15 protein-coding genes are annotated in these 20,778 nt (G+C 69.1%); 7 read left to right on the top strand and 8 right to left on the bottom strand.

The window, feature by feature from the left end:
- Nucleotides 1–26: 26 nt before the first annotated feature.
- On the top strand, nt 27–1,019 hold the full coding sequence (speB, locus tag BJY16_RS19205; protein WP_185040863.1) for an agmatinase: 993 nt from the start codon (nt 27–29) through the stop codon (nt 1,017–1,019).
- 454 nt (nt 1,020–1,473) lie between these two features.
- Here speB and BJY16_RS19200 read toward each other — a convergent pair whose 3' ends face one another.
- Nucleotides 1,474–2,952: a non-reducing end alpha-L-arabinofuranosidase family hydrolase gene (locus BJY16_RS19200; RefSeq protein WP_185040861.1), complete on the bottom strand. Its 1,479-nt coding sequence runs from the start codon at nt 2,950–2,952 to the stop codon at nt 1,474–1,476.
- 38 nt (nt 2,953–2,990) lie between these two features.
- Nucleotides 2,991–4,292, bottom strand: coding sequence for a glycoside hydrolase family 10 protein (locus BJY16_RS19195; protein WP_185040859.1), 1,302 nt, complete (start codon nt 4,290–4,292; stop codon nt 2,991–2,993).
- A 387-nt stretch (nt 4,293–4,679) separates the two neighbouring features.
- Here BJY16_RS19195 and BJY16_RS19190 point away from each other — a divergent pair, with 387 nt between their 5' ends.
- The 6 genes from BJY16_RS19190 (at nt 4,680) to cspE (ending at nt 12,824) form a co-directional block, all read left to right on the top strand.
- Nucleotides 4,680–6,215 (top strand): sigma-70 family RNA polymerase sigma factor, encoded by a 1,536-nt coding sequence (locus BJY16_RS19190; protein ID WP_185040857.1) that lies wholly within the window; start codon nt 4,680–4,682, stop codon nt 6,213–6,215.
- Nucleotides 6,216–6,601: 386 nt separating this feature from the next.
- Nucleotides 6,602–7,873, top strand: coding sequence for a nucleotide sugar dehydrogenase (locus BJY16_RS19185; RefSeq protein ID WP_185040855.1), 1,272 nt, complete (start codon nt 6,602–6,604; stop codon nt 7,871–7,873).
- A 113-nt stretch (nt 7,874–7,986) separates the two neighbouring features.
- The gene (locus BJY16_RS19180) at nt 7,987–9,510 is read left to right on the top strand and encodes a glycosyltransferase (RefSeq protein ID WP_203759274.1); all 1,524 of its coding nucleotides are present in this window, start codon (nt 7,987–7,989) and stop codon (nt 9,508–9,510) included.
- On the top strand, nt 9,507–10,928 hold the full coding sequence (locus BJY16_RS19175; RefSeq protein WP_185040847.1) for a cellulose binding domain-containing protein: 1,422 nt from the start codon (nt 9,507–9,509) through the stop codon (nt 10,926–10,928). Before BJY16_RS19180 ends, BJY16_RS19175 begins: the two co-directional genes overlap by 4 nt.
- A 37-nt stretch (nt 10,929–10,965) precedes the next feature.
- The gene (locus BJY16_RS19170; protein ID WP_203759276.1) at nt 10,966–12,390 is read left to right on the top strand and encodes a polysaccharide deacetylase family protein; all 1,425 of its coding nucleotides are present in this window, start codon (nt 10,966–10,968) and stop codon (nt 12,388–12,390) included.
- A gap of 230 nt (nt 12,391–12,620) precedes the next feature.
- Nucleotides 12,621–12,824 carry a transcription antiterminator/RNA stability regulator CspE gene (gene cspE, locus BJY16_RS19165; protein ID WP_185040846.1) on the top strand — a complete coding sequence of 68 codons (204 nt, stop codon included), beginning with the start codon at nt 12,621–12,623 and terminating at the stop codon, nt 12,822–12,824.
- A gap of 199 nt (nt 12,825–13,023) precedes the next feature.
- On the opposite strand, the gene BJY16_RS19160 is transcribed toward cspE, so the two are convergent.
- The 6 genes from BJY16_RS19160 to BJY16_RS19135 form a co-directional block, all read right to left on the bottom strand.
- Nucleotides 13,024–14,388 carry an extracellular catalytic domain type 1 short-chain-length polyhydroxyalkanoate depolymerase gene (locus tag BJY16_RS19160; protein ID WP_185040844.1) on the bottom strand — a complete coding sequence of 455 codons (1,365 nt, stop codon included), beginning with the start codon at nt 14,386–14,388 and terminating at the stop codon, nt 13,024–13,026.
- A gap of 82 nt (nt 14,389–14,470) precedes the next feature.
- Nucleotides 14,471–15,751, bottom strand: coding sequence for a poly(ethylene terephthalate) hydrolase family protein (locus tag BJY16_RS19155; RefSeq protein ID WP_239177932.1), 1,281 nt, complete (start codon nt 15,749–15,751; stop codon nt 14,471–14,473).
- A 587-nt stretch (nt 15,752–16,338) separates the two neighbouring features.
- Entirely contained in the window at nt 16,339–17,268 is a 930-nt protein-coding gene (locus BJY16_RS19150) for a hypothetical protein (RefSeq protein WP_185040840.1), read from the bottom strand.
- Nucleotides 17,265–17,588, bottom strand: a complete 324-nt coding sequence (locus tag BJY16_RS19145; RefSeq protein WP_185040838.1) for a PadR family transcriptional regulator — start codon at nt 17,586–17,588, stop codon at nt 17,265–17,267. Before BJY16_RS19145 ends, BJY16_RS19150 begins: the two co-directional genes overlap by 4 nt.
- Before the next feature lie 210 nt (nt 17,589–17,798).
- The gene (locus BJY16_RS19140) at nt 17,799–18,362 is read right to left on the bottom strand and encodes a hypothetical protein (RefSeq protein WP_239177933.1); all 564 of its coding nucleotides are present in this window, start codon (nt 18,360–18,362) and stop codon (nt 17,799–17,801) included.
- Nucleotides 18,362–20,626: a glycoside hydrolase domain-containing protein gene (locus BJY16_RS19135; protein ID WP_185046548.1), complete on the bottom strand. Its 2,265-nt coding sequence runs from the start codon at nt 20,624–20,626 to the stop codon at nt 18,362–18,364. The genes BJY16_RS19140 and BJY16_RS19135 overlap by 1 nt, the downstream gene beginning before the upstream one ends.
- Between the last annotated feature and the right edge of the window lie 152 nt (nt 20,627–20,778).

The raw sequence follows: 20,778 nt of genomic DNA, 5'->3' as shown, positions 1-20,778 counted from the left end.
ACCGGAACCAGGAGGAGTGAACAACCATGACGGAGGCACCAGGCGGCGTAAATCAGCCGCTGGCACCCGAGGAGAGCGACCGCACCCTGCACTTCGCGGGGCCGGCCACCTTCGGCCGGATCCCCCGGCTCGACCAGGTCGACTCAGCCGAGGTGGCGGTGGTGGGCGTCCCCTTCGACTCGGGGGTGTCCTACCGGCCGGGCGCCCGGTTCGGCGGGAACGCCGTCCGCGAGGCGTCCCGGATGCTCCGGCCGTACAACCCGGCCCAGGGAATCTACCCATACCACTACTCGCAGGTCGCTGACGCCGGCGACATCAGCGCGAACCCGTTCAACATCAACGAGGCGATCGAGACGATCGAGGCGGCTGCCGGCGAACTGCTCGACGGCGGCGCACGTCTGATGACGCTGGGTGGCGACCACACCATCGCCCTGCCGCTGCTGCGGGCCGTCGCCCGCAAGCACGGCCCGGTGGCGCTCTTGCACTTCGACGCCCATCTGGACACCTGGGACAGCTACTTCGGCGAGCAGTACACGCACGGGACGCCGTTCCGGCGCGCGGTCGAGGAGGGCATCCTGGACACCTCGGCTCTCTCGCACGTCGGCACCCGCGGCCCCATCTACGGCGAGAAGGACCTCAAGGACAACGAGGCGATGGGCTTCGGCATCGTCACCTCGGCCGACGTCATGCGGCGCGGCGTCGACGAGGTCGTCCAGCAGCTCGTGGAACGCATCGGGAACCGCCCGCTCTACGTCTCGATCGACATCGACGTCTTGGACCCGGCACACGCTCCAGGCACCGGCACACCGGAGGCGGGCGGTCTCACTTCGCGCGAGCTGCTGGAGATCCTCCGCGGTCTGGCCGGCTGCCAGCTCGTCTCGGCCGATCTGGTGGAGGTCGCCCCGGCCTACGACCACGCGGACATCACCAGCGTCGCCGCGTCGCACGCCGCGTACGAGCTGATCACCATCATGTCGAAGCTGAGCGCACCGCTGCGCTGGCGCAAGCTGAACGGCTGAGTCCTCGTCAGGCCGGTACGGCGCGGGCCGGCCTGACACCGTTCACTCGTTGGCGACACGAAGGTCATCCACCCGTGCACCCAGGCTTCCAAAGCCAGGCGGGAGGAGCCACCATCGCGAAGCGATCGGCGGGCACGCCTGCTCATCATTGAGTGGCAACTCTTCCCGGTGCTCGGCGTCGAAGCCGATGCCCCGGCGCGCTCGCCGAAGACCCGCGCTCTCCGTCGAAATCGTTCGTCATGCATACAGCCGACACTTCCCAGACCTCAGTCATCCGGTGGGAGTTCCGAGCGCGGTCGTGGGCGGAGGGGCACAGAATGCCGTCCTGGGTCAGGCCGCGGGCAATGGTGGTCATGCCACGCCCGGCGGCGCGCCTCGGCGCTCGAGGCGCTGACCGGACACGGCGGGTCAGGGCGCAGCGCCCACCGGATCGCGGTGGGCGCTGCGCGAGGCGTCAGCGGATCAGGGTCAGCAGCCCCGGCCGATAGGGCAGGAGTCCGTAGTCACCGCCGGAACTCGGCGACCGCCCCTGGTAGAGCAGCTGCAGGTGGCAGGGGTCGACGGTCATCGTCTGGTCGGCGCTGACCCGGACCAGTTCGCCGTGGCTGATGTCGTTGGTCCAGGTGGCGCCGCTGTTGGCCTTGCCGGCGAACGGGTTGCTCTCGGTCGCGGCCTGCGGCGTCCAGGTGCCACCGAGGCTGGTGGCGGTGAACGACCGGAAGTAGCGCCCGTTGGCGCCGACCGCCTCCACCGTCATCAGGTACTGGTTCTGGCCCTGCACCTTGTAGACCTGCGGCGCCTCGAACAGGTTGTTCGTCGTGTCGCTCATGACCACCGTCGAGGTGCTGCCGAAGCTGCCGGGGAAGTTCCCGATCGGCATGCTCGCCCGGTAGATCTTGCCGTTGTCGCCGGCGAAGAACAGGTACATGTTCTGCCCGTCACCGATGATCGTCTGGTCGATCGGCCCGGTGCCGGAGCCGGAGATGCTCCCGGAGAACAGCGTCTTCGCCGCGGACCAGCCGTTGGCGTTGGCCGGGTCGCTCGACGTGCGGTAGGAGAACGCCGCGCCGCCCCATTGGTAGGTGAGCACCCAGATGTTCTTCGGCGCGAAGTAGAACAGCGACGGCGCGACCGCGGCCGCGGTCATCGTGTTCTGGCTCGCCGATCCCAGGTCCGGCCAGTTGGTGATCGGGCCGAAGTTCATCGAGCCCCACGACGACCCGGTGTCGTGCGTGGTGGCGTACACCAGCTGTTTGCCGTTGTAGGGCGCGGTGGTGAAGTCCTTGAGCGAGGCCCAGCCGGACTTCGGGGTGGCCAGCGGCCCGGTCGAGGACCACCGGTACGTCGACGGCAGCGCACAGCTGCCGGTCGAGGTGGTCGGTGTCGTGGAGCCGACCTGGACGAGCTGCCACTGCTGGTTGGCGCCGTTCCAGTCGGTGTACTGGACGACGGCGCCGCCGTCGGCGGTGGACGCGCCCTGCACCTCGAGGGCCTTGCCGCTGTTGCGGTTGATCAGCTGGAGGTAGCCGTCGACGTCCTGGACGCTGAACTGCTGGTTGGTGGTGTTGTTGTCGGTCCACTGCACGATCGCGCCGCCGTCGGCGGTCGACAGGTTGAGGACGTCGAGGACCTTGCCGGACAGCTTCGACTTGAGCCGGTAGTAGCCGCCGCCGGAGTCGACGAACTGCCACTGCTGCTGCGTCTGGTCGTTACGGGCCCACTGAACGATCTTGGCGCCGTCCGTGGTGGCCAGGTTGTAGACGTCCAGAGCCTTGCCGCTGTTGCGGTTGACCAGCACGTACGAGGCGCTGGTGTTGATCGTGGCGGCGGACGCCTGGGAGGCGGTGATCGCGACGGCGCCACCGCCGGCGGCCAGGGTGACCGCGGCGAGAGCGATACGCCACCAGCGGCGGCGTCCCGGTCGAGTTGCCATCATGTGCTCCTTGGGGATGGTTCGGGGAGGTGCGACGGTCAGCCGGCGGTGCAGGACCGGATCTGCGGCCGGGCGGTGGTGTTGCCGTTGAAGGCGGTGGTGAACCCGAACGTGTTGCCGGAGCCGTTCGACTTCACGGTCATCACGTTTCCGCTGCTGTCCCAGGTCGCCGTGCCGCTCCAGACGGAGGTGACCTTCTGCGGCGCGGTGCTCACCACGACGACGGACCAGGTGCCGGCGCCGGTGACGGTCACCGAGGTGTTGTACCGGTCGCCCCAGACGGTGCCGGCGCTCGTCGTCGCGGTGCAGCCGCTGCCGCTCGAGCCGCTGCCGGCGTTGAGCGCGTTCAGGACCGCGGTGTAGGCGGCCTTCTTGGCGCCGGAGGCGTCGAACAGCAGCGGGTTCGCGCCGGTGCGCCAGGAGTCGCTGTCCCGGATGCCCCAGACGGTGATACCGGTGCACCGGGACACGGCCAGGCAGGCCTTGGTGACGGCGGCGTACGCAGCGGCCTGGTTGCTGCCGGAGATGTCCAGCTCGGTGATCTGGACGTCGACGCCGAGGTCGGCGAAGCGTTGCAGGTTGGCCTGGTAGTCGCTGGGCGCGGTGTTGGTCAGGTGGGACTGGAAGCCGACGCAGTCGATCGGGACGCCGCGGGCCTTGAAGTCCTTGACCATGGTGTAGACGGCGGTGCTCTTCGCGTTGACGCCGTCGGTGTTGTAGTCGTTGTAGCAGAGTTTGGCGTTCGGGTCGGCGGCCCGGGCCGCCTTGAACGCCGCCTCGATCCAGTCGTTGCCGGTCTGCTGCAGCGCCGAGTTGCGCCGCGAGCCCCGGCCGTCGTCCGCGAAGGCCTCGTTCACCACGTCCCAGGCGTAGACCTTGCCCTTGTAGTGGGTGGCGACCTGGGTGACGTGGTTGAGCATGGCGGAGCGCAGCGCGCTGCCGGACAGCGCCTGCGCCCAGGACGGCATCTGTGAGTGCCAGGCCAGGGTGTGCCCGCGGACCTGCTGACGGTTGGCCTGCGCGGTGCTGACGATCCGGTCACCGGCGGTGTAGGTGAACGTGCCGCGGGACGGCTCGGTGGCGTCCCACTTCATCTCGTTCTCCGGCGTCACCGAGGTGAACTCGGTCCGCAACAGGGTGGCGTAGGTGCTGTCGCCGAGCTTCGGCGCCGCGATCGCGGCGCCGAAGTAGCGGTTCTTGGCCGTTGCCGAGGCGCCGAGCGTGGTGGCGGCATCCGAGGTGCCGGCGAAGGCGATCGCGACGCCCGCCGCGATCGCGCCGGTCAGCAGGACGGGCAGGTACTTGCGCAGGCGACGCCGCGGGGATGCGGAACTTGCCATGGTGAAACCTTCCGGGGTGGGGGATTTCTGTGAGCCGAGCGGTCATGCCGGGAACGCCATTAATGGGAGCGATCCCAAGCCGCTGACGGATATTGCCAGAACATTTTGCGAGACTCAAGTTCGTATCAAAAAATGGCGGCGGCGGACCGGAAGCGCCGACATAACACCAGCTCAGGCTACGCAGGGCGACACTGTCGCCTCGTCCAGAAGGGCCGACCCGGAGCACCTGGACCACATAACAACTTTTGGAAAATGCGATTCTTAAATTCGTCTGAGATTACTCTCGCCGCCGACCCGGATAGCTACTTGTAGCCGAGTACGAGATGACGGAGTTACTATTTCGCGCCAGCAGGGCAGCCCGGTGACCGGACAGAGGTATGTGTGTCGATGACGACGGTGGACGACGAGGTGGCAGCCCTGGTCACCGCGGCGCAGCGGGGCGACCGGGCCGCGCTGGACCGTCTGGTGGCCCGGCATCTGCCCCTGGTCTACGACCTGGTCGGCCGGGCGTTGGGGCGCCGGGAGGACACCGACGACGTGGTCCAGGAGACCATGCTGCGCGCCGTCCGGAAACTTCCCGCGCTCCGGCAGCCGGCCAGCTTCCGGCCGTGGCTGACCGCCATCGCGGTCCGGCAGGTCGGGACCCATCAGGAGCGCCAGGCCGGCGTGCACCAGCAGGCCGCCCTGCTGGACGAGGCGGCCGGGCGGCCCGACCCTGGCGCGGACCTCGAAGACGTCACCGCGGTGCGCCTCGCCCTCTCCGGGCAACGCCGCGAGGTGGCCGAGGCCACCCGCTGGCTCGACCCCGGCGATCGGGCGCTGCTCGCGCTCTGGTGGCAGGAGGTCGCCGGCCGGATGACCCGGGCCGAGATCGCCGAGACCCTCGGCGTCAGCGTCGCCCACTGCGGCGTCCGCATCCAGCGGATGCGCACCGAGCTCGACCTGGCGCGCGGCGTCGTCGGCGCGCTGTCGGCGGAGCCGCGCTGCCCGGAGCTGACCGCCCTGGTCACCGGCTGGGAGGCCGAGCCGAGCCCGCTGTGGCGCAAGCGCGTCGCCCGGCACGTCCGCTCCTGCCGACGGTGTGCGGCGGTCGCCGGCAACCGGGTGCCCGCCGAGCGCCTGTTGGCCGGCCTTCCCGCGCTCGCGGTGCCGGCCGGCTTCGCCGAGGCGACCCTGGCGAAGGTGGTCGCCGTCGGCACCGCCGGGGCCGCACCCGCGACCGGCGCGATCGCCGCCGCCACCAAGATCATCGCCGCGCACCCGCTCGCCGCGGCCGTCGCAGCGATCGCCGCCGCCACCGCGATCACCGTCCCGATCGTCCGCCAGCCGAATCCGGAACGGCCGCGGACGAACACCGCGCCGCCCGCCGCACCACCGGCTGCCGCACCGTCCACCGCCGCGTCGCCCGCACCCTCCACCACCACGTCGTCCGCCCCCTCGACTACCACGTCGCCCCCCGTCTCGGCGGGGCCGGCCGGGATCGTCGCGCTCGGACGCCTCTCCCTGGCCTGGATCAACGGCGGCTACCTGACCGCCGGCGACGGGACCGAGCAGGCTGCCGTGACCGGCGTCGGCACGAGCAGCAGCGGTTCCAGCCGCCGGCGCGCCACGTTCATCGCGGTCGCCGGTCTCGCCGACCCGGCCTGCGTCTCGTTCCGCACCCTCGACGGCCGCTACCTGCGTCATTACGAGTTGCGCGAACGCACCAGCGCCCCGGAGGACACGGCGGTCTTCCGTGGCGACGCCACCTACTGCCCGAAGCCCGGCGTCGACGCCGGCACGGTCATGCTGCAGTCGGCCAACTATCCGGACTTCTACCTGCGCTGGACCGGCTCCCAGCTCGGCATCGGCTACGTCAAGGACACCCGCGAGTTCCGGACCGCGAGTTCCTTCCGGATCCGCCCGCCCCTGGCCGCGGACTGACCGAGCGCGCGAAGCCGGACGGAACATCAGCTATGTGGCAATCAAGTGCCGCCCCTGTGTCGCCCTGGACAACGGCGCGGGCGTGGCAATACCGCGGCGTTACTCTTCGTGATCATTCGGCGTGTTTTGACTCACAGAGGCTCAGATCTGGACTGTTCACGTATAGGAATTCACGAGTCGCCATGCAAGTATCCTCGGGCGCTTGATGACCTAGCCAAGCCGCCGAAAACGGACAAGTTGGACCCCTGGGCCTTCGCCGGCTCCGGACCGCAGTCCCTTCGCAGGGTTGCGCGGTCGCCAACCAGCGAAGCGGACGGCGTGTTGTGCGATGGACCGAGGGTGCGCTGGGTTGTGTCCGGTTGTCGTTTCGGGGAGTTGCACGCGCGATGGGTACTGCACGGGGGACTGATCTGGTCGTGATCGGCCTCGGCTATGTGGGACTGCCACTGGTCCGGGGAGCCGTGCGAGCAGGGCTGCGAGTAGTTGGGCTGGACCGTTCCCAACTGGTTGTGGACGGTCTGAACGCGGGACGCTCGCATGTCGACGACATCTCCGACGCGGATGTGGCCGCCATGCTGGCGAGCGGTTTCACCGCTACCACTGACAGCTCCGTGATCGGCTCCGCCGCCGCGGTGGTGATCTGTGTTCCGACCCCGCTCACCGACCACGGGGCACCGGATCTCGGCGCCGTCACCAGCGCTGTCGGCATGATCGCCGAGCACATGCGGCCGGGCGCACTGGTGGTTCTGGAGTCCACGACGTACCCGGGTACGACCGACGACGTGGTGCGGCCGGCGCTCGAGGCGGGTGGACTGCGGGCCGGCGTCGATTTCCATCTGGCGTTCTCCCCGGAGCGCATCGATCCAGGTAACCCGAAGTTCGGACTGGAGAACACGCCGAAGGTGGTGGGCGGCCACACCGAGCAGTGCACGAAGGCCGCGCGGCGGTTGTATGAACAGTTCGTCGGCCAGGTGGTGGAGGCAAAGGGCACTCGTGAGGCCGAGATGGCCAAGCTGCTGGAGAACACCTACCGTCACATCAACATCGCGTTGGTCAACGAAATGGCGATGTTCTGCCGGGAGATCGGTGTCGACCTGTGGGATGCCATCCGCTGTGCGTCAACGAAGCCGTTCGGATTCGCCGCGTTCTATCCCGGGCCCGGGGTGGGTGGACACTGCATCCCGATCGACCCGAACTACCTGTCGTACAAGGTGAAGTCGCTGGGAATTCCGTTCCGGTTCGTCGAGCTGGCCCAGGAGATCAATTCCCGGATGCCGCTGCACGTCGTCAACCGGGCGGCTGACCTTCTCAACGATCGCGGCAAGGCGGTGAAGGGCTCGCGAGTGCTGCTGGTGGGGGTGACGTACAAGCCCGACATCGCTGACCAGCGTGAGACGCCGGCGACCGCGGTGGCCGTCGAGCTCCGGCGCCGGGGTGCGGAGCTGCGTTACTTCGACCCGCACGTGCCGAGCTGGCAGGTCTCCGGTGCCCGGGTCGAGCCGGCCGTCGATCTGCTGGACGAGGCGGAGCGAGCCGACCTGACGATCCTGCTGCAGCCGCACAGCGCGATCGACGTCGTGGAGCTGGCCGATCGCGCGGATCTCCTGTTCGACACGAGAGGCACGACTGCGGGGCATCACCGGGCGGTGCAGCTGTGAGCTACGGGCGGCCCGATTCCGCCATCCGGGTTCCCGGCCAGCGGAACAACCGGGCCAACGGGACGGCGAGTGGGTATCCCCCCAGGGTCCCGGGTGCGGTACCGCCGCCACCGTTGCCACCTGAGCAGCCGCGGGACGATCTGCGGCGTCACCGCCGTCCGCGGCGCCTGAAAGTCTCCTACGTCGTCTTCGCCGCCCTGGTCGCCGTCGTCGCTGTCAATACGGATCCGACGTCGATGCACTTCTACGCGTGGGCGGCCATCGGCCTGCTGACCGCGAAGATGCTGTTCGCGCTCTTCTACCGTCCGATGGGTGCGGGGCCGAAGCGAAGGCAACTGTTGGATTCGATGTGGATCACGGCGGTCCTGCCGATCTACAACGAAGACCCGGTGATGTTCGAGCAGGGCTTGCGCAGCCTGCTGGCCCAGAGCCGGCTGCCCAACGAGGTCCACATCATCGACGATGCCAGTGCTGACCCGGGTGGACTGCGCATCGCCCGCAAGCTGGCGAGGGAATTCCGGTCCCGTGGCGTCGTCTTCAAGGTGAGTGCCCAGCCGGAGAACAAGGGCAAACGGGAGGCCCTGGCCCGCGGCTTCCTGGACTCCCCGAACGCGGACCTCTTCCTGTGTGTCGACTCCGACACGGTGTTGACCAAGGACACGGTTCGCGAGCTGATCAAACCGCTGGCGGACAGCAGGGTGATGGCCTCGACGGGCATGGTTCTGGCGCTCAATTACAACGCCAATCTGCTGACCCGCCTGCAGGACGTACGGTACGGCAACTCGTTCATGTTCGAGCGCGCCGCCTATTCGAGACTGAATTCGGTGCTGTGCTGCTGTGGAGCGCTGTCAGTCTATCGGGGCGCGTTGGTGCGCAAGTACCTCCCGGACTTCCTGAACCAGCAGTTCCTCGGCAAGCCCGCGGTGTTCGGCGACGACCGGCGCATGACCAACTACGCCCTCACCGAGGGCAGAGTGCTGTTCCAGGAGACTGCCGTCGGCTACACGGCGGTACCGGAGCGGCTGCCTCACTTCCTGCGTCAGCAGGTCCGCTGGAACAAGTCGTTCTTCCGGGAATCGCTGTGGGCTCTGCGCAACCAGCGCAAGGCCGGTGCCGCGTTCTGGTTGACGGTCATGGAACTGGGCATGTGGCTGGTGTTCGGGTCGGCGATGGTGTATTCGCTGTTCATCAGCCCCATCTTGAACCCTGCCGGGTTCGCGTCCCACGCGGCCTACTATGCCTTCTTCATGGTGCTCATGGGGTACTTGCGCAATGTGCGCTACCTTGACTTTCCGCGCCGGCACATGGGCCTGCTGAAGCGGTTCGGGATGTTCGCTCTGGCGCCGTTCTACAGCGTCATCCAGCTGTTCCTCCTGACCCCGCTGCGTCTGTACGCCCTGTTGACCCTCCACAGTGGCACATGGGGCACGCGGCAGGGCGGGGTGGAAGTCGCTGTTCGAGCCGACTCCAGCACGGACGAGGAAGACCTCTCGAAGATCTGGCAAGAGGAAACTGTCATTCTGCAACGGATCGACTGGGACTCCGCGCAGGACGACACCGTCATTCTGCCCCGCATCGTCGATGATCGGGTCCGGAGGTTCCTGGAGGCCTCCGCTGAACGCGACTCCGTGAGGTGAGAGAAATCGTCGTGCAGTCCACACGTCCGAGTCTGTCCCGCAAAGCGAAAGTGCTGCTGGCGGTCTTCGCCACGGCGGTCAGTGCAGGTGTGGCCGGGTGCTCCGACTCGGACGACAAGCCCGCGACACCTGAGCTGACGGTCCGCTATCGCAACAACACTCCCGTCGAGGCTCCCGCGGCGCAACCCTGGCTGGAGGTCATCAACACCTCTGACCACGCCGTCTCGCTGGCTGACGCGACGGTCCGGTACTACTTCGCCGCAGACCCGGCTGCCTCGTACGGCACCGGGTGCGAGGCAGCCGACAAACTGGGCTGCTCCGTTGTCGCCACGACGATCAACGCCCTCGCCGGGCAGGCCGCCGGCGCGGACCACTACGTGCAACTCAGCTTCACCACCGGCGCTCCGGCACTGCAGGCAGGCGAGAGCACCGGGCGTATCGCCCTGCAGTTGTACCGCACTGATCACCAACAGCTGAATCAGGCCACCGATCACTCCTTCGCCGCCCAGCCCACCTGGACCAAATCAACAAAGGTCACCGCGTATCTGCGTGGGGGGCTGGTCTGGGGCGAGGAACCGGCCGGATCGGCGCAAGCGCCAGTGAGTGGTCCCCCGGTGGCAGCGGCTCCGCCCGGAATCGTGTTCGACAACTTCCACTACGTCGCGCCCGAGGACCCCGCCTTCTACAAACACGGCTGGCTGGTGCGTACCAGCAAGGGCTCCCCGGGCATTCCCGACACCTGGTCGAAAGCCGGTGTCAGCTTCCCGGGCGACCCCACCGCGCAAGGGGGCCAGGTGCTCCAGCTCCAGGCCAAGACCGACGGCACCAAACAAGGCACCACCCAGGCCCAGGTACAGACCGTTGAGGACAAATTTCTCACCGGCACCTTCGCCGCGCGGATCTTCTTCAGCAACGCCCCGGCCAGCGGCCGCGACGGCGACCACATCAATCAGTCGTTCTACACGATCTCGACCAACGATGGGGCCGGCGCCAAGTACAGCGAGCTCGACAACGAGTACATGCCCAACGGCGGCTGGGGCAACCGGGGGCCTCTCCTGGACACCACCAGCTTCTACGCGCCCGACTGGCGCAAGGAGACGACTCGCCGACACCGGATCAACCTGCAGGGATGGCACACGATGGTGATCACCGCCAGCGATGGGGTCGTCACCTACTACGCGGACAAACGCAAGCTGTTCAGCGCCAAGGGCAAGTTCTTCCCGAGCAAGGCCATGCACGTCAGCTTCAACACGTGGTTCATCGACCTGCCGTTCGCCGGCGAACGTACCTGGAACATGAAGGTGAACTGGTTCTATTGCAACACGCAGAAGGCCATGTCGGCCGCCGCCGTGCAGAAAGCCGTCGATGGCTACTACGCGAGCGGCCAGAACTTCATCGACACCGTGCCCAAGCTGTAGAACGCCACAACCACTCTCATCCCAGGAGCCTTCGATCATGATCGGTCTCGGCGGCGACGCCATGATGAGCCGGCGTGCCGCCCTGCGTCTGGCCGGCACCAGCACCCTGATGGCGGCCGGAGGCGGGGTCCTGGCTGGTTGCACGTCGGACTCCCCGGAAGCGCAGTTCGAACTCGGAACGCCGCCCCCGCCGAAGGCGCTGAAGCTGGACCGGGTCAAGGCCGCATGGTCGCAGAGCTTCCAACCCGGTCACCGTTGGCACGCTGATGGAGTCGGAACCGCATCAGCGAACCTGAACGACACCTCGCTCTTCGCGCGAGGAACTCAATCGGCCCGTGGCACGACCGACGGGTCAGGACGGCAGTCCGCCATCCGGGTCCGTAACCTGCCCCGCCTCGACCTCACCGGAAAGATGATCAGGCTCATCTTCCGCGTCGATGACACGACCCACGTCAATAAAATCGCGTTCTATGTCGGCACCAAGAACCTCGCCAACAGCTTCGTCTGGCAGGTTCATGCCAAGACCGGCGACGGCGCCAGCTATGTGCAGTCCGGCGAATGGGTCACCGTTCATCTGCAATGGGCCGACGTCCGTGCCGCCGAAGGTTCCTACAGCATCTCGCCGGCCGGGGTACCGTCGACCACCTCGAAATTCACCGCGATGTCTTTCGCGGTCTACGACGATGCGGGCGGCCCGGTCACCTACCGGCTGCAAGCCGTCGAAGCGTTGGCGGATACCAGGAGCATCTACCCGCACGGAGCCGTCTCGATCACTTTTGACGATTCCTACCAGTCGGTGTACGAACTGGCCGCCCCGGCCATGAAGGCACACGGCTTCGCCGGGACCATGTACAACATCGCCGAAGCCATCGGCACCAAGAGATACCTGACCCTGCCGCAGATGCGCACCCTGCAGGACTCCGCCGGCTGGGAGATGGCCGGCCACGCCTACGCCACCGCAGCCCACAACTCCGGATACAACAAGCTGACCGCCGCGGAGGTGGACGAGGATTTCGGCCGCCTCCGCGGCTGGCTGGCAGCCAACGGTTTCAGCAGCGAGCATTTCGCCTATCCCCACGGCTCCTTCCAGGCGACCTCCGACGGAAAGCCCGTGGATCAGATCGCCAGCAGTCACTTCACCAGCGCACGGTCGATCATCTCGGAAACCGTCGAGTCCCTGATCCCCGCCATGCCGCATCGACTCAAGGCGTTGACCGGGCTCAACGACGGGACCCGCATCGGCGGAACGGCACTGGCCGATCTGACCGCCCCCGGCGCCAAGCTCGACCGCTGCGCACGCAACGGTGACTGGCTCATCCTCGCCTTCCACGACATCACCGCCGGAAAGCCCACCTCCAGCACGCAAATCAGCCAAGCCGGCTTCGCCACCGTCATGGACGCCATCGCTGCCAAGGGCATCCCGGTCGTCACCGTGTCCGAGGCACTCAAACGCTTCCAGTAGCACTCCGGCCGCACTTTCAGGTCCGGAGTCTGTGCAGGTAGTGGCTGGTCCGCGCCCGGACGTTCTGCACCGAGACGCCGTTGATCTTGGTTGACGTTTTCTCAGCGCCCACAGGGGTAACCGAGATCCAACCGCACGCCTTCGGTTCCCGCGTCGTCCGACGCGGGCGACCAACGCGGCGGCCTGAAGATCCGCACCACGGGTCTTCGAAGGTTGGGAAAGGAGCAGGAATGACTACCGGCACCGTGAAATGGTTCAACGCGGACAAAGGCTTCGGCTTCATCAGCCCTGACGACGGCGGCGCCGACGTCTTCGCCCACTTCTCCGCCATTGCGGCCAGCGGCTACCGCAGCCTGGAGGAGAACCAGAAGGTGGAGTTCGAGATCACCCAGGGCCAGAAGGGCCCGCAGGCGGCCAACATCCGCCCGCTCTGATCCACCGTCGGCGAACGGCGGCCCGCTGGACGGGCCGCCGTTCGCCGTTACGGCGAGTCGGGCGAGCTGATCGAGCGCTGCCAACAGCCGGCGATCAGCTCAGGCTCCGCCAGCACGATGCTGACGGAGCCTTGGCGGTGCCGACCTGTCGCGCGCGGAATCACCGCTGGGTGGCTCCCCGCTCGGGTCAGCTACCCGATCAGAGGCCTACGAGCGTGAACTGCTGATGGGGTCGCCCGTTGCAGTCGTAGATCTGGACCTGCTGCCCGTTGGCGGTGCCCCACACGTCCAGGCAGCGGCCGGACTGGGCACCGGTGATGGTGCCGTTGGCCTTGACGTTCCACTGCTGGTTGCTCTGGCCGTTGCAGGCGTAGATCTGCACCGCCGACCCGTTGCCGGACCCGGCGGCGTCCAGGCACATGCTGCCGTACACCTGGAGCTGCTTGCTCGCCGTGTAGGTCCACTGCTGGTTGGACTGGCCGTGGCAGTCGTAGAGCTGCACCCGCGTCCCGTTGGTGCGCGACGCGCTCGGCACGTCGACGCACCGGCCGGACTGGGTCCCCACGATCTCCTTCGCGCTTCCCGAAGGCGGGGGCGACGACGGCGGGGGCGACGACGGCGGGGTCGACGGCTGGTCGAGTCCGAGGAAGGAGATGGCGTACGCGATCTGGCCGCTCATCGGAAGCTGGTGGCCGACGCCGGAGATGCTGATCCCCTCGACGGTCGCCTGGGTGCCGGTGTCACCGTAACGGGTCCGGGTCCAGGTGGACTGCGGATGGTCGGTGAACGCCGGCGTCTGCGACAGGCCGCGCAGGTTGGTCCACTGCTTGATCTCCTCGCCGAAGTTGGGGTAGGCGAGCGTGGTGTCCGTGGTGCCGTGCCACAACTGCATGCGCGGGTAGGCGCCGGTGTAGCCCGGGTACATGGCGCGGGCGGTGTCGCCCCACTGCTGGGCGGTCCGGATGACGGTGCCGCCGGAGCATTGGCTGTTCCACATCGACCCGTTGCCGGTGGCGAAACAGCCGGCCGGTACGCCGGAGAAGGCCGAGCCGGCGCTGAACACGTCCGGGTACTCGGCGGCCAGGACGTTGGTCATCATGGCGCCGGAGGAGAACCCGGACACCACGATGCGGGAGGAGTCGATGGTCGGGTAGTGCGAGCGGGCGTAGTCGACCATCGACATGATGCCGGTGGAGTCGCTGCCGCCGTTGCGCCGGAGCCCGGCAGCGGTCGACACGTCGAAGCAGCCGCCGCTGCGGGTGGCCTCGGGCACCACCATGATGTAGCCGTAGCGGTCGGCGGCGGTGACGTAGTCGTGGCCGTTGCCGTTGAAGACGGCGCTCGCCGAACCGCTGCAGTAGTGCACCAGCACCAGCAGCGCCGGCCGGGGCGCGAGGTTCGCCGGCACGTAGATGTACATGTTGAGGTTGGTCGGGTTGGTGCCGAAGTTGGTCACCCGGGTCAGGCTCGCCGCCATCGCCGGGGAACCGGACACCAGGATCGCGGCGAGGCCGGCGACCAGCGCCGTGCCGGCCGCGAGCAGGATGTGCAGGAGGCGCTTCATCAGACCTTCTTCTCGAACGACGGGACGCGGCGCGGGGCGAGGGCCGGGTGTGACGGCGAGGTGGCCGCCACACCCGGCTCGGTCAGCTGAGGCTGAACCTCTGGTTGGCCTGGCCGTTGCAGTCCCAGAGCTGGATCTGCTGGCCGTTGCCGGTGCCCCACACGTCGAGGCAGCGGCCGGACTGGACGCCGGTGATGGTCCCGTTGGCGTTGACGTTCCACTGCTGGTTGGACTGGCCGTTGCAGCTGTAGATCTGGACCGCCGCCCCGTTGCCGGAGCCGGCCGCGTCCAGGCACACGTTGCCGTACACCGTCAGCTGCTTGCTCGAGGTGGAGGTCCACTGCTGATTGGCCTGGCCGTTGCAGTCGTAGAGCTGCACCCGGGTGCCGTTGTTGTGCGTGGCGTTGGGCACGTCGACGCACCGGCCCGACTGAGCGGCGAGGATCCGCTGCGGCCCGGACGGCACCGGCGGCGGGCTGGACGGAGGCGTCGAACCGCCGCTCGGGATGGTCGAACACTTGACGTTCGACCGGGCGATGCCGGTGGTGTCCTTGATGCTGGGGCAGAGGAACTGGGTGTAGCGGGCGTCGTTGTCGACGAAGATCTTCAGCCACTCGATCTGGCTGCGCAGCTCGATGTCGTTGGGCCGGGTGAAGTAGAGGTGGTCGGCGTTGGCGAGCTGGAGGTATGCGCCGGGCGTCGCCGCCGGAAGGGTCGGGTAGAGCCCGTCGAGGTAGGACGGCGTGACCGTGGTGTCGTTGATCCCGCCGATGATCATCGTCGGCACGGTGTCCGAGGCCAGGTTGCCGGACGGCTTGAACGGCGCGAGGCCGATGGCGGCCTTCAGCGACGGGCGCTGGGTGGCCGCGTACAGGGAGCCGCCGCCGCCCATCGAGTGGCCGATGACCGCCAGCCGGTTGCGGTCGACGCGGTCGCGTACCGCGCTGGAGTTGGTCAGGTAGTCCAGGGCGGCGAGCAGCTGGGTACCGCGTGCGGTGTCGTAGTCGTTGCGGCTGTTGGTCTCGACACCGATGACGACGAACCCGAAGGACGCCAGCCGCGGACCCATCCAGGCTTCCTCATTGGCGAACAGGGCGGTGTAGCCGGGCACGATGGCGACCGCGCCGTACGTGTGGCTGGTGTCGGTGGGGTAATAGATGAAGCCGCCGTTGAAGCCGTTGCCGGGCGGCACCGTGATCTGGGCGGTGGCGAAGGGCCCGTACTGGGCGGCGACGCTGGCCACGGTAGGATCCGGTCCCCGCTGGTAGGGGTTGTCATCGGCGGCCGCCGCCGCGCTCCCGTCCGGGATCGTCGCGATCATGCCCAGCGCGACGGCGGCCGCCGCGACCGTGGCTCCGACCACGGTCCGCAGTCTCGACGACCGTCTACGGCGCGTACCGCCGAGGGGGACTGAGGAGCTACCCGCCACCATGGCCTCTCCCTTCTCGAATCCGCGCCTGGATCGCGGCCGTGGGGCACACCGGCAGGCGGAGGGGCCGCCCGTACGCGGAGGGGGGATGCCGACGCGGCAACGACCTGAGCACGATATGGATGCAGCTCGATGTAGAGCGATGCTAGGCACAGGCGACTTCTGCGAACAATAGGTTTCGGAAATGTTTCGGAAGTTTCTCTCGACAAGATGGACATCGGGCAACAAATTTGCGCCTGGCATGCAGAATGTTTGACCTGTTGATTCCCCGCCGCTCGGGGATCCACGGAAAAGGCCTACGGCGCGACTGTGGAGGTTCGTACCGTAGGCCCAAAAGATCTTCCGGAAGTTTCGGCGGAAATTGTTATGCGATCCCGTAGCGGTCGGTCGTCCCTTTGTTCAGGACGGCGGGCGCCACCGGCTGTTCCGCGTCAGGGCCGCGGCCTGGGCACGTCGATGGTGCGCGAGTCCCGCTGCGGCACGATCGACTCGCTGAGCTGGAACGCACGCGCGGCGCCCGCTCAGGTGAGTTCCGGGTTCGGGCTGGGTGTCGCGGCCGGGACAGCCCTCGCGGCCCTGGTCATGATGACGCCGAGAGCCAGGCCGGCGGAGAGCAGGAACAGGTAGGCGTCGAAGTCGGTGGTGTCGCCGACGGTCCAGATCTGGTCGGCGGTCATGCCGGGCAGTCGGATCCCGTCGAGGCCGCCGCCGTTGAGTGCGGCGAACAGCCACAGCGGCGCCGACGCGAGGGGCGGATCGTCGCCGCTGGACAGCAGGACCGGAAGGGTGACCGCGAGGTCGGCGAGCGCCAGCCCGCCGACCGCGCCGGTCCACCAGGCCAGGCGGCGCCGGCCGGTGGCGGTCAGCCGGTCGACGGCGTGCAGCAGCACGGCGAGACCGCCGAAGAACACCGCATATCCGGGCCAGTGCAGGGCGTAGACGCCGGACATCCCGGCCGGCAGCAGATAGGCCAGGCTGGCGAAGACGAAGCCGGGGACGGTGACCGCGAGCACCAGTGCGGTGAGCCCGGCGCCCTCGGCCGTCCACCATCGGCCGGACCGGGCGAGCACGACCGCGGCGGCGGCCGTGGCCAGCGCCGCCACCCACTGCCGCGGCTGGTCGCCGAACGGCAGCGCGGCCAGCAGCGGATCCAGCACGGTCAGAGCGGCCACCAGGCAGGCGGTGAACAGGACGGCGGCGGCCAGCGGCGCCAGGACGCACAGTCGCACGGCCCGCCACAGGGCTGCCGCGCGCACCGCGACGGCGACCGGTTCCCGCACGGGCCGGGCGGCCGCGAGGCTCACCGCGTACCGCAGCATCGCCGCGCCGCGGCGTTCGGTGGCCAGAACGTGCAGCTCGGCGAGCCACTCCTGGTGCATCTCGGCGCGCAGCCGGGCCGGCCAGCGGCGCGCGGCCAGCCGCAGCAGGGCCTCGGCGATCCGCCGGCTCACCACGCCAGGCTCCGCGTCGCCAGGCCGACGATCCCGGGCACGGCGGTCTGTGCCCGCAGCCGGGCGAGCGCCGACCGGGCCTCGCTGACGCCCTCCGGGGTCAGGCGGTAGAACCGGCGGGCCGGTCGGCCGAGCTCGGACGGGTCGACGTCCTCCCACCGCGTGGTCAGCCAGCCCGCGTCCTGCAACCGGTGCAGGATCGGATAGAGGCTGCCGCTGGCCAGGCCGGTCGCCCCGATCAGGTCCAGGCCGTACCGGTCGGTCTCCGGCTCGGTGAGCAGCACGGCCAAGAGCCGGGCAGTCGCTACAGTGATCCGCATCGAGCGACTATATCCGAACTCTACATAGGGTGTGAGCCCGGCTCACGGCGGCACGGAAACCGAGTGTGGGCCGGGCTCACGGCGGCACGGAAACCGGGCGTGCGCCGGGCTCACGGCGGCACGGAAACCGAGTGTGGGCCGGGCTCACGGCGGCACGGAATCCGGGCGCGCGCCGGGCTCACGGCGGCGCGGGCGCGGGAACGTCCCGCGTTACCGGGCCATGCTGCGACGCACCGACTGCGCCCGCCGCACCCGGTCTGTCGTGAACGGCAGCGCGGTCCCCGCCCCCACCCGGCGGCTCGGCGACGCGGCATCGGTGTCCAGGCGCTTCGCCAGCACCCGCAGCCGGCGGTCGGCCGGCTGCACCGCGATCGCGAAACGTCCCTCACGCGGGGTGCGCGCGTCGCCGCCCCAGGCGAGCATCCCGTCGCACTGCGCGACGATGTCATGGATCACGATCTTTTGGTACGGCAGGAACCCGTCCCGCGCCCCCGCCGGGTACCACCCCGGCCGGATGTCGAGAACCGTGCCCGAGGCATCGGTGACCAGGTCGCCCGGCCGCAGCGCGTCGATCTCGTAGTGGAAGCGCCGAGCCGCGTAGAGCAGGACCGTCGCCGCCGGCCCGGGCAGCAAGGACACCGCGAGGTCGGTGCCCTGGACGGCGTACGTACGCACAACGGGTTTGACAGCGGCCTCGGCCGGGGCCGCCGGCAGTCCCGAAGCGGTCAGCATGGCTCCCGCTCCGGCCGAGGCCAGCAGGGTACGTCGCCGCATCAGGACACCTTTCCTCGACGGATCTGGATCTGCTCGTTCTCGGTCAGCGCGACCAGCCGGTCCGCGAAGCCGCGGCAGAACTGCCGCAGCTGGTCGTCCACGGTCACCGGGGTGCCGGCCAGGCCGCGCAGCAGCAGCGCGCGGTACGCCGTCACCACGTCGTCGCCGGTGCCGGTGAGCAGGATCTGCGCCGCGGTCGCCGCGGCGGCCGGGTCGCCGCCGAACCGGCCACGGTGGAACAGGCTGAACCGGACACCGCGATCGGCGCCGCGCAGGTGGGCGCCGAGCGTGGCGCCCGCGCGCAGGGCGGTCGCGGCGAGGTACCCGTCCACGTCCGCGACCAGCGCGGCGAGGTCGAGGGCCGCCGGCTTGTCGCCGGTGGCGAGGTACGCCGCGCAGTAGTCCCGGGCCGGGGTGGCCGGTGCGGTGAACCGCCATCCGCCGTAGAACGCGATCAGGTCACCGCCCCAGCCTCCGGCGTCGCCGCGGCCGCGCAGCTCGGCGAGCGCCGCCGCACCCCACCGGCTGACGTCCACGTCCACCCCGGCGACCGGGTCGCGGTAGGTGCGGACGCGCGCCAGCCCGGTGCGGTCGACGTACCGGAGGAATCCGGTGTCCGTGTCGCCGGCCAGCTTCCGGGTCTGCCAGTTGTCGTAGCGGCCCGCGCGCAGGTATTCCAGAACCCGCTCGCCCGGATCGCCGGCGCCGTAGGCGACCGCGAGCTCGTGCAGCCGGTCGATCCAGTCGAGATAGGCGGCCAGGCCGGTCGCGGCGGAGCCGAAGGCGCCCTCCCCCGCGTCGGCACCCGTCCGCTGCACGCACTTGTCGATCTCCAGGGTGCCCACGCCGATCGTGGCGATCTGGTCGAACGCCCAGTTGGCGGGCAGCGGGTAGATCACGTTCCCGGTCCAGCCCGAGGTGATCCCGCTGACGAAGCTCCACCGCGGGAACGCCTCGGCCGCGAGCCGGCTGCACACGTTGCGAGCGCCGTAGACGCCGTGCGAGTACCGGCCACCGCGCTGGCGCAGCCCGGCGTCGACCCCGAGGAAGTACGGGATCACCCGCTGCGTCACCTCGGTGTCGGTCGCGTCGTAGTCGACGGCGAAGTAGACGACCGCCCCCGCGTCGATGCCGTGCCCGGCCGCCGCGTCGTGGGCGGCCAGCGCGTCCGCGTAACCCTGGGCCCAGCCGAAGTAGGCGGCCGAGTCCGCGGCCGTCTGGAAGATCGGGAACAGGCGCAGGCCGTGCGCGGCCAGGGTGGCCAGCTCACCGGGCTTGATCTTCTTGTCGAAGTCGCTGCCCTCGACGTTGGTCAGGTAGCGGCCGATGGTGCGGTACCCGGCCGCCACCAGGGCCTGGGCGCGGGCCGCGGTCACCTCGTCGACGGTGTCCGCCGCCGTGCCCGGGCGGGCCGGGTCACCGGTGCTGATCAGCAACGACGCCCAGGTCGCGAAGTCACCCGCGCCGGTCACGGTGAGCCCGCAGAACTCCTGGACCGCGCGGGCGGCCGCGGCCAGCGGCTCGTCGAAGTCGCCGGTGAAGATCGGCGCCGCCGGGTAGTGCGTGAGCGCGGCCGAGAACAACCGCACCCACGGGCCGGACGACCCCGCCTGGAGCAGGCCGTTCCGCTTCACCCCGGCCTGGGTGAGCGGGCCGAAGCTGCCGTTGGCCTGCGCGTCGGTCAGGCCGCCCTCGTACTGCACCGCGAAGATCAGCGCGGTCAGGAACTCGCGGGAGCGGCGGCCGTCGCAGGCCAGCACGAAGAACGCCGACCGGTTCAGGTAGCGGTCGTTCAGCCACTGCTGGGCGGCGCGCAGCTGCGCGGAACCGCCGGACGCCAGCAGGTAGGAGTCGGTGAACAGCAGTGCCTTGCACACCTTCGGGACGACGGTGCCGTCGATCCGGGCGGCGAGCCCGGCGTCGGTCATCAGGGCCGCGACGGCGGCGGCCACGGCCGGGCCGTAGACGCCGTCGGGACCGGACGCGGCATAGCCCTTGCAGACCAGGCCACCTTGGACGATCTTGATCAGGTTCCGGTTCGTCTCGGCCGGGCCGATCGGGCCGTGCGCGGTCAGCGCCGCCAGCGTCGCCGGGCCGAAGTTGTCCGAGAGCGCCGTGATCCCCAGCTCGTGCTGCAGACCCCGGGTCAGCGCGGCCATCGTCTGGCGTCCGGCGCTGCCGTCCTCAGCGATCGCGACATAGCCGGGGACCCCGGCGTATGTGGCGTTGACCCATTGCTGCACTGCCAGCACGGCGGCGTCCATCAGCACCTCTGATTCATCGTCGTCACTGCAGGCCGGACGACACGATACAGGTCACCGCGAAGCGGGCGTTCCGGCCGGCGGGCCGGGGGTGAGCCCGGCTTCCCGGAGATCACGATGGCCGGCGCCCGCCCCGGGCGCCGGCCATCGTGGGC

Origin of the sequence: Actinoplanes octamycinicus (genome assembly GCF_014205225.1) — a bacterium.
Classification (GTDB): domain Bacteria; phylum Actinomycetota; class Actinomycetes; order Mycobacteriales; family Micromonosporaceae; genus Actinoplanes; species Actinoplanes octamycinicus.
Note: the sequence above shows the minus strand (reverse complement) of the source record. Positions and strands in the feature narration are given on the sequence as shown.

What these genes read in the sequence shown, in the direction of transcription:
- BJY16_RS19160 (WP_185040844.1), bottom strand. Translation starts at nt 14,388, where the DNA reads ATGAAGCGCCTCCTGCACATCCTGCTCGCGGCCGGCACGGCGCTGGTC.
- BJY16_RS19190 (WP_185040857.1), top strand. Translation starts at nt 4,680, where the DNA reads ATGACGACGGTGGACGACGAGGTGGCAGCCCTGGTCACCGCGGCGCAG.
- BJY16_RS19170 (WP_203759276.1), top strand. Translation starts at nt 10,966, where the DNA reads ATGATCGGTCTCGGCGGCGACGCCATGATGAGCCGGCGTGCCGCCCTG.
- BJY16_RS19140 (WP_239177933.1), bottom strand. Translation starts at nt 18,362, where the DNA reads ATGCGGCGACGTACCCTGCTGGCCTCGGCCGGAGCGGGAGCCATGCTG.
- BJY16_RS19195 (WP_185040859.1), bottom strand. Translation starts at nt 4,292, where the DNA reads ATGGCAAGTTCCGCATCCCCGCGGCGTCGCCTGCGCAAGTACCTGCCC.
- BJY16_RS19200 (WP_185040861.1), bottom strand. Translation starts at nt 2,952, where the DNA reads ATGGCAACTCGACCGGGACGCCGCCGCTGGTGGCGTATCGCTCTCGCC.
- BJY16_RS19135 (WP_185046548.1), bottom strand. Translation starts at nt 20,626, where the DNA reads ATGGACGCCGCCGTGCTGGCAGTGCAGCAATGGGTCAACGCCACATAC.
- BJY16_RS19145 (WP_185040838.1), bottom strand. Translation starts at nt 17,588, where the DNA reads ATGCGGATCACTGTAGCGACTGCCCGGCTCTTGGCCGTGCTGCTCACC.
- cspE (WP_185040846.1), top strand. Translation starts at nt 12,621, where the DNA reads ATGACTACCGGCACCGTGAAATGGTTCAACGCGGACAAAGGCTTCGGC.
- speB (WP_185040863.1), top strand. Translation starts at nt 27, where the DNA reads ATGACGGAGGCACCAGGCGGCGTAAATCAGCCGCTGGCACCCGAGGAG.
- BJY16_RS19185 (WP_185040855.1), top strand. Translation starts at nt 6,602, where the DNA reads ATGGGTACTGCACGGGGGACTGATCTGGTCGTGATCGGCCTCGGCTAT.